At 58.0% G+C, this 12,808-nt stretch carries 13 protein-coding genes and 5 tRNA genes; 12 read left to right on the top strand and 6 right to left on the bottom strand.

What is annotated here, in order from left to right:
- Positions 1 to 17: 17 nt before the first annotated feature.
- On the bottom strand, positions 18 to 1,826 hold the full coding sequence (locus A8C75_RS18530) for a DUF1302 domain-containing protein (RefSeq protein ID WP_084784153.1): 1,809 nt from the start codon (positions 1,824 to 1,826) through the stop codon (positions 18 to 20).
- A 272-nt stretch (positions 1,827 to 2,098) separates the two neighbouring features.
- On the opposite strand from A8C75_RS18530, the gene A8C75_RS18525 reads away from it, so the two are divergent.
- The 9 genes from A8C75_RS18525 (at position 2,099) to A8C75_RS23220 (ending at position 6,007) form a co-directional block, all read left to right on the top strand.
- A complete protein-coding gene (locus A8C75_RS18525) occupies positions 2,099 to 3,157 on the top strand; it encodes an AraC family transcriptional regulator (RefSeq protein ID WP_067385730.1) in 1,059 nt (352 codons plus the stop codon).
- A gap of 65 nt (positions 3,158 to 3,222) precedes the next feature.
- Entirely contained in the window at positions 3,223 to 3,687 is a 465-nt protein-coding gene (gene bfr, locus A8C75_RS18520) for a bacterioferritin (protein WP_067385729.1), read from the top strand.
- A gap of 13 nt (positions 3,688 to 3,700) precedes the next feature.
- Positions 3,701 to 4,168, top strand: coding sequence for a bacterioferritin (bfr, locus tag A8C75_RS18515; protein ID WP_067385727.1), 468 nt, complete (start codon positions 3,701 to 3,703; stop codon positions 4,166 to 4,168).
- Between the two features lie 148 nt (positions 4,169 to 4,316).
- Positions 4,317 to 4,404, top strand: a tRNA-Ser gene (locus A8C75_RS18510).
- A gap of 21 nt (positions 4,405 to 4,425) precedes the next feature.
- Positions 4,426 to 4,501 (top strand) — tRNA-Asn (locus A8C75_RS18505).
- A 5-nt stretch (positions 4,502 to 4,506) separates the two neighbouring features.
- Positions 4,507 to 4,582, top strand: a tRNA-Lys gene (locus tag A8C75_RS18500).
- A gap of 30 nt (positions 4,583 to 4,612) precedes the next feature.
- Positions 4,613 to 4,688 (top strand) — tRNA-Lys (locus A8C75_RS18495).
- 14 nt (positions 4,689 to 4,702) lie between these two features.
- Positions 4,703 to 4,778, top strand: a tRNA-Lys gene (locus A8C75_RS18490).
- A 203-nt stretch (positions 4,779 to 4,981) separates the two neighbouring features.
- Positions 4,982 to 6,007: a YbaY family lipoprotein gene (locus tag A8C75_RS23220; protein ID WP_162272106.1), complete on the top strand. Its 1,026-nt coding sequence runs from the start codon at positions 4,982 to 4,984 to the stop codon at positions 6,005 to 6,007.
- 25 nt (positions 6,008 to 6,032) lie between these two features.
- On the opposite strand, the gene greB is transcribed toward A8C75_RS23220, so the two are convergent.
- From greB to A8C75_RS18460, 5 genes are all read right to left on the bottom strand, one after another.
- Positions 6,033 to 6,551, bottom strand: a complete 519-nt coding sequence (gene greB / locus A8C75_RS18480) for a transcription elongation factor GreB (protein ID WP_067385725.1) — start codon at positions 6,549 to 6,551, stop codon at positions 6,033 to 6,035.
- A 177-nt stretch (positions 6,552 to 6,728) separates the two neighbouring features.
- Positions 6,729 to 7,043: a SorU family sulfite dehydrogenase c-type cytochrome subunit gene (gene sorU, locus A8C75_RS18475; RefSeq protein ID WP_067385724.1), complete on the bottom strand. Its 315-nt coding sequence runs from the start codon at positions 7,041 to 7,043 to the stop codon at positions 6,729 to 6,731.
- Positions 7,044 to 7,111: 68 nt separating this feature from the next.
- Positions 7,112 to 8,338: a SorT family sulfite dehydrogenase catalytic subunit gene (sorT, locus tag A8C75_RS18470; protein WP_067385722.1), complete on the bottom strand. Its 1,227-nt coding sequence runs from the start codon at positions 8,336 to 8,338 to the stop codon at positions 7,112 to 7,114.
- Positions 8,339 to 8,441: 103 nt separating this feature from the next.
- On the bottom strand, positions 8,442 to 9,266 hold the full coding sequence (locus A8C75_RS18465) for an anti-sigma factor family protein (protein WP_067385719.1): 825 nt from the start codon (positions 9,264 to 9,266) through the stop codon (positions 8,442 to 8,444).
- Positions 9,253 to 9,846 (bottom strand): RNA polymerase sigma factor, encoded by a 594-nt coding sequence (locus A8C75_RS18460; protein WP_067385717.1) that lies wholly within the window; start codon positions 9,844 to 9,846, stop codon positions 9,253 to 9,255. The genes A8C75_RS18465 and A8C75_RS18460 overlap by 14 nt, the downstream gene beginning before the upstream one ends.
- A gap of 242 nt (positions 9,847 to 10,088) precedes the next feature.
- Here A8C75_RS18460 and A8C75_RS18455 point away from each other — a divergent pair, with 242 nt between their 5' ends.
- From A8C75_RS18455 to A8C75_RS23830, 3 genes are all read left to right on the top strand, one after another.
- The gene (locus A8C75_RS18455; protein ID WP_067385716.1) at positions 10,089 to 10,505 is read left to right on the top strand and encodes a hypothetical protein; all 417 of its coding nucleotides are present in this window, start codon (positions 10,089 to 10,091) and stop codon (positions 10,503 to 10,505) included.
- A gap of 94 nt (positions 10,506 to 10,599) precedes the next feature.
- A complete protein-coding gene (locus A8C75_RS18450; protein ID WP_067385715.1) occupies positions 10,600 to 11,481 on the top strand; it encodes a DMT family transporter in 882 nt (293 codons plus the stop codon).
- Positions 11,482 to 11,769: 288 nt separating this feature from the next.
- Positions 11,770 to 12,708 (top strand): hypothetical protein, encoded by a 939-nt coding sequence (locus A8C75_RS23830; RefSeq protein ID WP_067385714.1) that lies wholly within the window; start codon positions 11,770 to 11,772, stop codon positions 12,706 to 12,708.
- The last annotated feature ends 100 nt before the right edge of the window (positions 12,709 to 12,808 follow it).

Below are 12,808 nucleotides of genomic sequence, written 5' to 3'. Positions count from 1 at the left end.
CCGCTTGCAGTCAGGATTCAGAACGCCACCGAGGCACTGAGCGATACAAAATCCCGGTCTTCCAGTTCGTTGTAGTCGCCGCCAAAGAAGTTGGTGTAGGCAAGCTGTACCGAGTACTGATTCAGGTATTCGCCGGTGAGGCTCAGGCTGAGTGCTTTCTGGTCCTCACTGAATGCGGCGCCAGGCTGAGGCCCGTAGCCTTTTACGCCGTGTTTGAAGCTGACTTCGGGTGTCAGGCTGATACCGGCGAAGGCGTTGGGGTATTCCAGCGAGCCCCGGGCCACATAGCCAAAGGAGTCGGCCGTTACAAAGCCGTCGTTGTCGCCCGGCGTATAGCCAAAGGCACCGTTGCGGCCATACTTGAGGGCGTCGGCGCTTTCGTCAAAGTTATGAATGTGCGTCCAGGCCAGTTCGCCCACCAGGGTAAGGCGGCTGGCTCCCAGTACACGGTCATACAGCTTTACGAAGGTTGTTTGCACCTGGGTCACATCAAATGCTGTGTAACCGTCGATTTCCGAGCCAAAGGGCACCGAGGCGCCGGTGTGCTGGTCGATGCCGCTGTTGCCGGTGCCACCGTTGGTGAGTATGCCGGCAACCAGCAGCGGGCCGTTGATCTGGATCGGCAGATCGCGTTTGTGGCTGATTTCGCCGGACCAGGCCAGGTCGCCCAGACTGGTATTGAAGCTCAGGCCCAGCAGGCGAATATCTTCCGGGTACTCGACGAAATACTCTGAGGCCAGGGTTGCTGGCAGGCCGAAGCCGGTGAGTGCGGGATTGAATTTCTTCACGCCGCTGCTGATCGGCAGACGGCTGTGGTACTGGGCTGCGTAGAGACCAAATTCGGTGCTGTTGAGCTCCTCGGCGAAGTAACGCAGGGCAAAACCGAACTGACCGTCATCGTCGGCGTCACGGTGGCCGTCGGCATTGCGTTTTACCACCAGCGGCAGAGCGGAATTGAAGTAGGCTTCGTCATCGAGGAAATTCAGCGCGCCGCTGTTGATCCGGATACCATCGCAACCTTCGGCACCAAAGTCGTTGGTGGAGAAGTAGGTGCCGCAGCCATCAATAGAGGTGGCTTCCCACTTGAACTGATAGAAGCCTTCAAGGCTGAGATTGTCGGTCAGGCCGATGGAGCCGAACGCCATATTGACCGGCAGCAGGCCTTCCTTCACTTCGGCACCGGCCCGGCGGAAGGCGCTAACGTCGAAGGGGTTGATGACATTGATGCCGCCCTGGATGAAACTGCTTTCGCCCCAGTTGACGACCTGACGGCCGAGCCTCAGGTCGACGGGCTTGCCGTCGATGTCATACTCACCGTACCAGTAGGCGTCGAGCAGCTCGATGCCGGAAAACTTGGCGAAGTCATTGAAGTTGGAGTCGTTTAGCCCGGCACCCGGTGCATAGCCGTTGGGGGCGTGGCCGTGGTCTCGGCTGCCGTTTTCCAGCTCCGCATCGAACCAGTACTTGCCCCTGGCAAAGAAACCCATATCACCGTAGCGCAGCTCCAGATCGTGTATGCCCTTGACGATCCTGGAGAAGGTTTCGCCCTGCTGGAAGTTTTGATTGCCATCATCGTAGCTGCCGGAGCCTTTGCTGGTACCACCGTTGGGCTCGGAGATCAGGCTCTGCTTGGCATCATTCAGACGCCAGCTGGCACCTACCGAAATCTGCGAATCAATGCGGCCTTCAATTTCACCAAGCTGAAATTCAACCGCAGCGGCCGGTGCCGCAGCGCCGGCCAGCAGTAGGGCACAGACGAGGGGGTGGAGCATGAATGCCGGGGCTTTCAAATTCACCACTGTACTAACCCCATTATTTATTGCCATTTCGTTCACCTTGGCTTCTTATTGTTGTTCGGTAACAGTGCTTGTCAAAGCCACAGTTTCTGTTCTTTCTATAAAAACGGTTACTTATAACCTGGCAGCTAAACTGTAGCTGTTGAATAGAGTACTTAGTTTTGACGAATTTGGTGTCGTTGAACAATGACATTAAACATCAGATTAACTGACAAATGAACGCGGCCTCTCGCTCCTTCGGGGCCTGTGCCGGCTGCATGCGACTGTAATTAATAAATAAGTTGCATTTTAGAGGTGTATTTATGGATCGCAAGGTCACCGTTCCCGCCGGCTACGCCCGTCATCTTTTGGCGCAGGCGCGGGCCCAGGGGCTGGATGTGGCGGGATTGCTGCAGCAGGTTGGCATTGGTGCGGAGGAAGTAGAGCAGGACGGGGGGCTTTCAGCCGTCAAATTCGGTGCTCTGTATCAGCACTTCATGTGGAGTGCCCAGGATGAGTTCTTTGGCATGCTCAGCTCCGGCAAGGTACCCAATGGCACCTTTCGTCTGATGTGTCATTGCATCATTCACTGTCGGTCGCTGGAGCGTGCCATCTGGCGCTGTGGCGACTTTCTGGATATTTGCCGTGGCACCCTGGCCAAGCCGGTGCTGGTGCGCAAGGGGCGCTATGCCAAGTTGTCGCTGTCGCCGGTTGATCATGTCGACCTGGAAAGTTTCAATGGCCTGCTGCAGGAGCAGCCGGCGGAGAAAGTGCGTACCTCGCTGTCGATGTGGCACCACTTTATCAGTTGGCTGATCGGCAACCGGCTGGAGCTGAAAGCCGCCTACTTCATGTTTGACGAGCCAGAGGGCGTGGATCACTACCGCACCCTGTTTCAGTCGGAGGTGAAGTTCAGTCAGCATGAGAACGCCATTATTTTTCCACAGCGCTTTCTGGATTACCCGGTGGTGCAGACGGAGGAAACCCTGCGGGGCTTTCTGAAAACGGCGCCCTATCAGCTGATTGTCATGGTGGATGATGACCAGAGTCTCAAAGCGCAAGTGGTGGCCATGATAGGCAAGGATTTCAGCCGCGAGCTGCCGGGGTCGGAGGAAGTCGCCAAGGCAGTGAACATGTCGGTGTCGACCCTGCGCCGGCGTCTGCTTGACGAAGGCACGTCCTATCAGAAGATAAAGGATGATTGTCGCAAGGCCGCTGCCATGAACTACATGAACTCGCCGCAGCTGGCCATCAACGATGTGGCGGCGCTGATGGGGTTTGACGAGCCGTCGGCCTTTTTTCGTTCTTTCAAGAAGTGGACCGGCATGACGCCGGGTGAATACCGCAAAAGCGACGCTTTTCGTGGCTTGTACGAGAAATAGTGACGGCCGCAAGGAGGGCCTGTTAGGCTACGTGGCCGTACGAAGCGGCACAGCTGGAGATTGCCATGAACGGCGACAAAAAGGTTATCAACTATCTCAATCAGGTTCTGACGACGGAGCTGACATCCATCAATCAGTACTTCCTTCACGCCAGGATCTGCAAAAACTGGGGATTCGGGGCGCTGAACGATGTTCTCTACCGCAAATCGATCCTGGATATGAAACAGGCCGACAAGCTGATCGAGCGGGTGCTTTTCCTTGAGGGACTGCCCAACCTGCAGAAGCTGGCTTCCCTGCGCATCGGGGAAAATGTCGAAGAAATCCTGCAATGCGATATGGCGCTGGAGTCCGAACAGCTGGAACTGCTGCGCCAGGCCATCGCTTGCTGCGAGCAACAGGCCGACTATGTCAGCCGGGAGTTGCTGGAAGATATCCTCGGACAGGAAGAAGACCACCTCGACTGGATCGAAACCCAGCAAACGCTTGTCAGCCAGACCGGCATCCAGAATTATCTGCAATCCATGATGTAAGGATATCCCGCGCATGAAAGGTGACGTCAAGGTCATTGAGAGTCTCAACCGTTTGCTGGCCAGTGAGCTGACGGCGATGGATCAGTATTTTATTCATTCGCGCATGTATCAGGACTGGGGCTTTAACAAGCTCTACGAGCGCATAGATCATGAGTTCGATGATGAGAAGGGGCATGCGGCCGCGCTGATCGAGCGGATCCTGTTCCTGGAGGGGAGGCCGGACATGTCCACGCGCGATGGGCTGCGCGTCGGCAAGGATGTTCCCGAGATGCTGGAAAACGACCTCAAGGTAGAATACGAAGTCGGTCAGTTGCTCAAGGATGCGATTGCACTCTGTGAGCAGAAACGGGACTACCAGACCCGGGAGATTCTTGAAAAGTTGCTGGCAGATACCGAAGAAGATCATGCCTACTGGCTTGAGCAGCAGTTGCGGCTGATCGGATTGCTGGGGCTGCAGAACTACCTGCAATCTCAGACCTGAGTCTGGGAGCAGGCGCTGGGCACTTGAATACATGCCGGCGTGGCCGGCAATTTCGCCTAATTTTAAGAAAAGCTAAATATTTATAAGAAACAGCCTCTTAGGCTGTTGACAGTGAAATTCATTCGGGTAATATACGCGCCACTCCTTCGGAGGGATGGCTGAGTGGCCGAAAGCACCGGTCTTGAAAACCGGCGAGTCGAGAGGCTCCCTGGGTTCGAATCCCAGTCCCTCCGCCATTGAAGGAGTATTGCTGTCGTTCCCTGATAGCTCAGTTGGTAGAGCAGTAGACTGTTAATCTATTGGTCGCTGGTTCGAGTCCAGCTCGGGGAGCCATAAGTGGGTCGTTAGCTCAGTTGGTAGAGCAGTTGGCTTTTAACCAATTGGTCATAGGTTCGAATCCTATACGACCCACCAGTTTTATCGTGTTATAGTTTTACCGCTTTTGGGTCGTTAGCTCAGTTGGTAGAGCAGTTGGCTTTTAACCAATTGGTCATAGGTTCGAATCCTATACGACCCACCAGTTTTGCCCTTTATGGGTCGTTAGCTCAGTTGGTAGAGCAGTTGACTCTTAATCAATTGGTCATAGGTTCGAGCCCTATACGACCCACCACTTTTCCTCTTTCTGAGGGAAGGTTCGCAGATTCTGTATTATCCTGTCTTGATGCTTTGTAGTGACGACTCTTAATTGAGTCTTTTCTGCGTTGTGTCCGTTTTTTATTTTTTGCTTACTGCTGCTTGTCTGGGCTGGAACCTGGCCGTCTGGCACGGGTCAGACTTTATCAAATCAGTGGATCATGGGTTAAGGAGATGACCTTGCGAAGGGGAAGCTTTGTGCGTGTTTTGGGGTTACTGCTGTTCACCTGGCTGCTGCAGGGCTGTGGTCAGTGGATTAAAGATGGGAGTGCGTCGCAGATCAGTGGTGAAGTGACCTATCGTGAGCGCATGGCGTTGCCGCCGGGCAGTCGGGCTCGGGTCTGGCTGGAGGATGTGAGCAAGGCCGATACGGCGGCGGTGTTGTTGGCCGAGCAAAGCATCGAGTCCGCCATGACCGTGCCTATCCCGTTCCGGCTGAGTTATGATCCTGCGGTCATTGAGCCCCGACATCGCTACGCGCTGCGGGCGGAGATCCGTGCTGCGGATGGGCGTCTGCTCTGGGTCACCACCGGCTTTCACGGCATTCTGGGCAGCAATCAGCCCAGGCAAGGGCTGACGCTGGTGTTGCAGTCGGCGGCGCGAGGGGCGGCAGAGCAAGCGCCGGTTGAGGCTAGGGTTGAGGCGGCGCGAACCTATGTCTATGAGTGTGGCGAGCTTGATGCTGTCGTGCATACCGAGCCTGGCAAGCTGACATTACTGGCTCAAGGGTTGGAAAGCGTACTTGAGCAGGTAGCCAGTGCCTCCGGTGTGCGTTATGAGGGCGAGGGGCGGCTGTTCTGGACCCGGGGCGAAACGGCGTTGCTGGAAATTGATGGGCAGCGGTATGAGGAGTGTCGCAGCAATGCGGCCAAGGCGCCCTGGGCGGATGCGGCTTATCGCGGGGTCGATTTTCGGGCGCTGGGCAATGAGCCCGGCTGGTTGCTGGAAGTGGACGAGGGCAGGGATATTCGCCTGGTGACTGATTACGGCGAGCGCAGTCTTTATCTGCCGGCGCCGGCGCCACGCTTTGAGGGCGGCATAGTGCGCTATTCGGTTACGACAAAGGCGCATGAGGTGCAGCTGGATATCGAGCCCAGGGTCTGCCGGGATAGCATGAGCGGTGCGGCATTCGAGGCCCGGGTGCGACTGCAGCTTGATGGGCAGGAATATCTTGGCTGTGGTCGCTATCTGTCGACTGCGCACTAGCAAGTGCCTCTTGCCAGGGACGGCCTCAGAGGCCGGTTTCGTAGGCCTGGTATTCCACTTTAATCACTTCGTACCAAACTTCACTGCCGTCCGGTTTCTGCAGTGATACTTCGTCACCGACAGATTTTTTCAGCAGCAGGCGCGCCAGCGGCGAGTCAACGCTGATGTAGCCCTGGGCGCCGTCAATCTCGTCGGCACCGACGATACGATAGCGATGGGGCTGGTCGTCTTCATCGGCCAGGGTCACCCAGGCACCGAAGAAAATGCAGTTCTGGTCCTCAGGAATGCGGTCGACCACGGTCATGTCATCCAGGCGCTTGGACAGATAACGCACGCGGCGGTCAATTTCGCGCAGCTGCTTCTTGCCGTAGATATATTCGGCGTTCTCGGAGCGGTCGCCCTGGGCGGCGGCTTCGCGTACCGATTCGGTAATGGCCGGTCGCTTGACGCGCCACAGGTATTTCAGCTCTTCGTTGAGCTTCTGGTAGCCTTCGGCGGTGATGTACGAGGCGCTGCGGGGCTGGGCGGGGCGCCATCGGCTCATGCTGGCGTTCCTGGTATTTTCACGACTGATCCTCAGGTGCAAGGTGGCGGATGAGTCACGAATTGTAGCCTGATGCGAGTCGAAAAGAGACTGTCTTGACTGACGTAGCCAGCAGGAGGCTCCGGCTGCCAAGCCTGAAAAACGGAGCCTGGCCGCCGGTGTAGCAGATTACAGCGGCTACTGGCGGCTGGCGGTGGAAACGTAGTGCGCGACGGCCTTGATTTGTTCGGCCGACAGCGTCTCTTCAAACGCAGGCATGATGCCCACGCCCCCGGTCACTGCATTGGCGACCTGCTCTGCTGTGGGTTTCAGGTCGTCCAGTTTGGGGCCGATCTCGCCGCTGGAGCCGGCATCATTCAGGGTGTGGCAAATGCTGCAGGATGGCTGCGCCAGCTGCTGAAAGACGTCCTTGCCCTGGTTGAACAGCTCATCCGCCAGGATGGGGCCGGACATCAGGCCTGCACAGGCCGCGAGGGTGAATATCATGCGCATGCTTGGGGTACTCGTGTTGCTGTTTGAAGGGGCCGCAGTGCTCCAGGGGAGCTCTGCGGCTGTGGTTTTCAGCTGACGGTCAGGCTTAGGCCATGATCGCTCCAGCTGGCATTGCCGTAGCCACGCTCGTTCTCGGTCCGCTCCTGTGGCTGGGCGTTGCCCTCAGAATCACTGGCGCGGCTGACGATGCGGTATTCACCCGGCGCCAGGTCAATGGCAAGCACGAAGGGGCGCCATGCGAAGCGGCCCATGTCCGGCCCGAGCAGGCGTGCTTCGAGCCAGTTGCTGCCACCATCAATGGATACTTCAACCTTGTCGAGCGGGTTGTTGCCGCCAAAGGCTACGCCGTGGATCATGTTGCGGCCGCTGCCTGCTTTTTCCAGCGGTGTGGTCACCCAGGATTTAACCGGCATTTCCCACATGGACGGCTGATCCGGTGCGCCTTTTACACCAACATCGCGGATACGGTAACCCGATGCCTGAATCTTGGCGTCTGTCTGGCTCTCGGTAAAGGCGACCTGCTTGACGTATTTGACGTTATTGACGCCGTAGTAACCCGGTATCACCAGGCGCAGCGGGCCGCCGTGGGTTAGGGGCAGAGCTTCGTCGTTGAGTTCCCAGGCCAGAATGGCCTGGTCCAGTGCACGGGTCGGAATGGAGCGCTCAACCATGATGGTCTTGGGATCAAGGCCTGCGGGCAGGGTTTCGCCGCCGGTACCGGTGATGTATTCCATGCCATCCTTGACGCCGCCGAGTTTCGCCACGACATCACGCAGCGGTACGCCGGTCCAGACCACGCAGCCAGCCGCGCCTACACCCCACTGGGTGCCGCCCGGGCCGTGGGTGAAGAACTGCCGACCGTTGCCGGAACACTGCAGTACTGCAGTCACGGACTCGATGCCGATTTTTTTCAGTTCGGCAAGCGTCAGGGTGGCCGGGGTGTTAACTCCTTCGATACGCAGTTCCCAGGCATCAGGGTCGGCTACGATCTCGTTGCCAGGCGCGGGCAGGTTGTTGCGCACATAAAGATGATTGCTGGGTGTTACCACGCCGCTGCCAATGGCGTCGCGGCGGGTTTCCAGGGTGTTTGCGCTGTGCACAATAACGGCGTTTTCGTCTTTCCAGCTGGCGTAATCCGGCAGCGCGGATTTGGGTTCTTCAGCGGCGATGGACAGCGGAGCAAGGCCCATCAGGCCCACCGAGGCGATGGCGCCGGTGCTGCCGACCAGCAGGTTACGGCGGCTCAGGCTGACGGCCGCTGCAGCGCTGTTGGCGTTTTTCTTGAATGTCGACATGGCATATTCCTTTGTTGTTGGTCTTACTGTCAAAACAGATATCACGGCGGATGTCCGTATCAAGCGTTGTATTCGATTAGCAGGTTAGCAGCCGGGAGCAGCTCTAGAGGATAAACTCGCGCCGGTGCGGCATGGCGCCGGCGGGTCCGACGACCAGCAGGCCGGCCCCCTTGAGCGGCAATGCCAGTACCTCCAGTTGCTGCTCGCGGATGCGGAAATCGCCGTAGTCCGTAATTGCCTGGCGTACATCCGGGTTGCGGTAGAAGACGTTTTCGGTGATGCGGTACTCGATAATCAGATGGTTACCCCGCTGCAGGGCGAAGGCTTCGGCGGGCTCGCCACCGACGCGGGTTTGCCAGCGGGCGACCAGTTTGCAGCCGGCGAGTCGGGCCGGCAGCTCTGTGCTGGCAGGGGGCGTTTCCTTGCGTGCCAGTTCGGTACGGGACAGGTTCTGGTACTCCTGCAGTACGTCACTCATCATGGGAATCTGGCCTGATGTCATGTTGGGGGGCAACAGCTGCACCACCATAAGCAGCAAGGCCACCGCCCAGCCAGCGGCGCCTATAAAGCCTCCCAGCGCTGCGGGTCGGCGCAGGTGTCTTGCCCAGGCGAGCCTGCGCAGCCAGGGGCGTGCGGCAGCATTTTGTACAGCGGAGTCTGGAGCTTCATCAAGCATCTTGTCGAGCCGCTGGTGTAATCCGGGTGACATGCGGTTGACGGATAGCTGTTGCAAGCGGCGGCTCAGGGTCTGCTGGCGCGCTATCTCGGCGCGGCACTCGCCACAGCCCGCCAGGTGTGCCTCGAACATGAGTGTTTGCTGGGCATCGAGTTCACCATCGACGTAGCCTGACAGCCAGTCCTGCAGCTGCAGATGCAGCTCGGACAGATGTGCGCTCATGTTATCGTGGCAACCGTCAGGCTTTTTCATCGCTACACTCCCGGCTTCCAGTGGCGCTTGTAGTTGGTGCCTCGGCGGCGCCAGTCTTTATCAGCAGGCCGGCAAGCAGGCGCCGGCCTCGGGACAATCGGCTCATTACAGTACCGCTTGGCAGGTCCAGTGCCAGACTCAGATCCTGATAGCTCAATCCTTCTATATCTCTGAGCATGATCACCTGGCGGAAATTTTCCGGCAGTGCCTGGATCGCGGCGATCACCTGCTCATCGCTGCGACTCTGCATAATCTGTTCGAAGGGCCCAGGGGCTGCGCAGGGATGATCGTGCAGAAAGTCGTCGCCGGTGATCATCAGCATGGGGGCCAGGCGATGCCGGCGCGCCTCGCGTCGGCTGTCATCGGTGATGACGCGGTTGAGAATGCGCAGCAGCCAGGCGTAGAGCGCCATGCTATCTGTGAGCTGCTCGAAGTCGCGCCAGGCGCGCAGCAGGGTTTCCTGGGTCCAGTCTTCGGCGATCTCCAGGCTGCGGGTCTGGCGACGGGCGACGCTGAACAGCCGATCGCGCCAGGGGCGCGTCAGGGACTGAAACTGCTGTTTTTGGCGGGCGTGATCCATGTGCTTTCCTGAGCCTGGCCATATATCTGTAACGCGTTCTGTCTTAGGGCGTCACCAGGCGCTGGTTTATTCCCGGTAAACCAAATTTTTCTATTTCGGAATTAGAAGTCTCACTTTGTACGTCAGCGCGCGGTTGGCTGGAAGGCCCAGCTGACTACTTTGCTTGGTGCCACTGTGACTTGCTGCTAAAGCATTCGGTGTTGTGGCCGATACAGGGGTTACCAGCAGCCGTTTGATGCCTCATGTATACCGACCCGATTCAGAGCCGTATTGAAACCTACACCTGCGGTCTTACGCCGGCGGTGCAGGCGGGTAATGGCGCCGAGTTCTCGTTGCTGCTGAGCCTGATTTCGGTCAATCAGCTGCAGTACCCTGCGTTACCGGCCCAGCCGCTGCTCGAGGCATCTGTGCCGGCGCGGCCAGGTTTCCCTGATCCCAATGATTTTTATACAGCTGAGCTCACCGGGCAGCTGAACCAGGCGGTCAGCGAGCACCAGACCGGCGAGTTTGCGATGTTGTGCAGTTATCTGGATACAGCCGCCCGCACGCCGGGCCAGGCACGCCAGGCGCAGGATCAGTTTGAGCAGGTGGCGCTGATGTCCAGTGGTCGCCTGATGCTGGATCAGATCGCCGGAGCCCGGGTGCAGTTATCCGCCTGAACCCTGTCCGGCGTCTGTTGAATTTGCTTCTGTGCTGATCCCGTTTAGACTGCCGGCCCTGGCGCAGAGTCTGAATCAAGGGAGTGAGGCACGCATGAGTACAAAGTCACAGGGACGGGCGCTGGTATTGGGGCTTGGCGCTGTCCTGTTGTGGTCCACGGTGGCCACGGCCTTTAAACTGGCGCTGGCGCACCTCACGCCTTTGCAGCTGCTGGCGGTCGCCTCGATGGTGTCGACCCTGGTGCTGATCGTCGCGGTCAGTATTCAGCGGCGCTGGAGCGAACTGGCACTTGCCTGGCGGAACAACCGCTGGCGTTATCTGGGCCTGGGGTTTCTGAATCCGTTCTTCTACTACCTGGTGTTGTTCAAGGCGTATGACCTTTTGCCTGCACAGCAGGCGCAACCGCTTAACTATACATGGGCGCTGACCCTGTCGCTGCTGGCGGTGCCACTGCTGGGGCAGCGTCTGTATGGACGTGATTTTCTAGCCATGCTGCTGGGCTATGTCGGGGTGCTGGTGATAGCCACCCGCGGGGATATTCTGTCGCTGCAGTTCGACAGTCCGCTGGGTGTGTCTCTGGCGCTGGGTAGCACCGTGCTCTGGGCGCTGTACTGGATCTATAACGCGCGCAGCGACGATGCGCCAGTGGTGGGCCTGCTGCTGTGCTTTCTGACGGGGCTGCCCTGGGTGCTGGTCACCGCCTGGTTTAACGATGGCGTGCCGGCAGGTTGGAGCGGTGTGGGAGCGGCGGTCTATGTGGGTCTGTTTGAGATGGGCATTACCTTTATGCTCTGGCTCTCGGCGCTAAAGACGGCAACCCATGCCAGTCGCATTGGTAATCTGATTTTCCTGTCGCCGTTTCTGTCACTGATATTTATTGCCCAGGTGCTGGGCGAGTCGATTCATCCATCGGTTTATCCCGGATTGGGGCTGATTATTGGTGGTGTGATCTTGCAGCAGTTCCGGCGCCGTTGAGGCGTCGTATTGGCTGGAGTTGTCGTAATATGGACACAGGGTCGTGCCCGTTTTGTTGAATATTTGCTAATTAAGGCTACAGTTTGGTGTGCAATGCAGGCTGCAGGCGTGGATGTTTTTTCGCTGTGGTCCACGGCTGGCAAGGACGTAGCAGTAGTCACCAGTTGTAGCTGGAGTAACTCGGGGCCCGAAAGGGCCACTGCGCGGCCTTTGCCGCTGATTTGAGACACTGGTTTAAGCCCGGAAAAGCTGTTTCACTGGGCCTCAGTGAAAAGGAGAAGCATAATAATGAAAATGAACAAGACTATTTTGAGCCTCAATGGCGTTGCACTGGCAGCGGCCCTGCTGGTTATGCCACCGATGCTGGATTCGGTGACAGGCCTTGGCAGCGGTTCCAGCGCCTTCGCCAAAAATGGTGAAGGTGGCGGTAATGGTGGCGGCAACGGCGGCGGTAACGGTGGTGGCAATGGCGGAGGCAATGGCGGAGGCAACGGCGGCGGTAACAGTAGCAGCGCCGACAGCAGTAGCTCCGGCAGCAGTGGCGGCAATAACGGTGGCAATAGCCAAGCTTCATCCCGCTCGGATAAATCCGACAAGGCTGACAGGAGCTCAAAAAATGAGCACAAGTCCCTGGGTAACAACCATGGTGCCATCGCCAGTGCCCTGGGTAGCCTGAATGCGGCCCACGCATCGGCCAATGCGCGTCTTAATGCCAACCCCAACTCCCGTGTCGGCCTGATCGCGCAGTATGAGCAGGCGGTACTGGCGGGGCGCGAGCTGAGCGCAGAAATTGCGGATCTAGATATCCAGCTGGCGGATTTGCAGGCCGAGCTGGATGGGCTGGAGCAAACCGATACTGCTGCTCTGGAAGCCGATATTGCGGCTTTGACCGCGGAGATCGAATCGCTGGATCCCGTCGCAGATGAGCAGGAAATAGCTGATAAAACGGTAACGCTGGGCGAATTGACCGCTGATCTGGAAGCGATCAATACCGCGAATGCCGAGGTCGAGGCTCAGGCCATGGCGCTTGAAGGTGAAATCGCGACACTGGACGCAGAGAAAATGGCTGCTGAGGCCGAGCTTGAAGCGGCGGCGGTGACCGAAGCTGAATCACTGGCGGCGGCGGCCAACAAGTATGACAGCGTGGAAGATATCCCCGATGAAGTTATCGCCGAGCTGCAATCACTGCTGGGCATCGCACAAGAGCAGGTTGCGGTACAGCCTTAGGCGGCTTGATTACCGGAACACAGCAGTCGGAAATAACGGCTGTAAAAAACAGTCGTAAAAACAGCGCCCTCGGGCGCTGTTTTTCGTTATGGAACACTAT

This window comes from Marinobacterium aestuarii, assembly GCF_001651805.1.
In the GTDB taxonomy this organism is placed as follows: domain Bacteria; phylum Pseudomonadota; class Gammaproteobacteria; order Pseudomonadales; family Balneatricaceae; genus Marinobacterium_A; species Marinobacterium_A aestuarii.
This window is presented reverse-complemented; position numbering and strand designations above follow the sequence as displayed.

Coding starts and splice junctions, on each gene's coding strand:
- A8C75_RS18530 (WP_084784153.1), bottom strand. CDS start 1,826: ATGGCAATAAATAATGGGGTTAGTACAGTGGTGAATTTGAAAGCCCCG.
- A8C75_RS18525 (WP_067385730.1), top strand. CDS start 2,099: ATGGATCGCAAGGTCACCGTTCCCGCCGGCTACGCCCGTCATCTTTTG.
- bfr (WP_067385729.1), top strand. CDS start 3,223: ATGAACGGCGACAAAAAGGTTATCAACTATCTCAATCAGGTTCTGACG.
- bfr (WP_067385727.1), top strand. CDS start 3,701: ATGAAAGGTGACGTCAAGGTCATTGAGAGTCTCAACCGTTTGCTGGCC.
- greB (WP_067385725.1), bottom strand. CDS start 6,551: ATGAGCCGATGGCGCCCCGCCCAGCCCCGCAGCGCCTCGTACATCACC.
- sorU (WP_067385724.1), bottom strand. CDS start 7,043: ATGCGCATGATATTCACCCTCGCGGCCTGTGCAGGCCTGATGTCCGGC.
- sorT (WP_067385722.1), bottom strand. CDS start 8,338: ATGTCGACATTCAAGAAAAACGCCAACAGCGCTGCAGCGGCCGTCAGC.
- A8C75_RS18465 (WP_067385719.1), bottom strand. CDS start 9,266: ATGAAAAAGCCTGACGGTTGCCACGATAACATGAGCGCACATCTGTCC.
- A8C75_RS18460 (WP_067385717.1), bottom strand. CDS start 9,846: ATGGATCACGCCCGCCAAAAACAGCAGTTTCAGTCCCTGACGCGCCCC.
- A8C75_RS18455 (WP_067385716.1), top strand. CDS start 10,089: ATGTATACCGACCCGATTCAGAGCCGTATTGAAACCTACACCTGCGGT.
- A8C75_RS18450 (WP_067385715.1), top strand. CDS start 10,600: ATGAGTACAAAGTCACAGGGACGGGCGCTGGTATTGGGGCTTGGCGCT.
- A8C75_RS23830 (WP_067385714.1), top strand. CDS start 11,770: ATGAAAATGAACAAGACTATTTTGAGCCTCAATGGCGTTGCACTGGCA.